The sequence below is a fragment of the Aliivibrio sp. 1S128 genome (genome assembly GCF_001691065.1).
Classification (GTDB): domain Bacteria; phylum Pseudomonadota; class Gammaproteobacteria; order Enterobacterales; family Vibrionaceae; genus Aliivibrio.
Genome location: NZ_MAJV01000118.1, coordinates 1 through 875 on the forward strand (window position 1 = coordinate 1; position 875 = coordinate 875).

Genomic DNA, 875 nt, shown 5'->3' on the forward strand with positions numbered 1-875 from the left:
TTTACTTGACCACTACATTAGGCATCAAAATGTCAATATAAGAATGAGTATGAAATTATATAAGTATGTCTCGGCAGATATAGCCAAGTTAATTTTAAAAAATCGAACAATTCGTTATACGCAACCTGATTTCTTGAATGATCCTTATGAAGGAGTTCGGTTTAATAAAAGCGATCTTCCAATAGAGTTATCTGACAATTTAAAATTGAACATTGAGTCTGGTGACCTTTTGGCAAAAAATATTGCAGAAGTCACAATTCAAGGTTTACAGTATAAAAAAAAGAAAATAGCAAAAGAAATAGACGTTATTCGTCTTAAAGTTGATAGTATTTTTGGTGTGTTATCTCTTTCTCGCACCCCTTATTCATTATTGATGTGGGCGCATTATGCTGATAATCATAAAGGCTGCCTTATTGAATTTGATTCAGATTTTTTACCTGCTCTAGGTAGCTCTCAAGATGTTATCGTCGATGTGGATTCGGGAGCTGTAACTTATTCTAGTGTGCCACTTGATGCTGGAATTATAGCGAAGTTGTTAATAGATGAACAAGGTTCAGAATTAGTTATTGAGCAAAAAACAGTATTACCTCATTTGCTTTATAAAAGTTTAGAATGGGCATATGAAGAGGAAATAAGATTAGTTAATAATATCACTTTAAAAGGTTATTCTTCAAAGATAACAAATGATGTGGAAAATATTTATCTCTATAATATTCCAAATAAAGCAATAACTTCGGTAACATTAGGAATGAGATGTAATGACGATGAAATATGTGAGTTAACAAAAGCAATTGGTGCCCAGGTTAGAAATGCGAGTTTAGAAGATTCGAAATTTGCAATCGCTATTAGAGATGCCTAACAATCGCATCAACACG

The 875-nt window shown here is 32.5% G+C and carries 1 protein-coding gene; it reads left to right on the forward strand.

Features of this window, described 5'->3' with window-relative positions:
* A partial coding sequence (locus tag A6E03_RS16300; protein ID WP_218060171.1) for a DUF2971 domain-containing protein occupies positions 1-859 on the forward strand: 859 nt, incomplete at its 5' end.
* Positions 860-875: the final 16 nt, after the last annotated feature.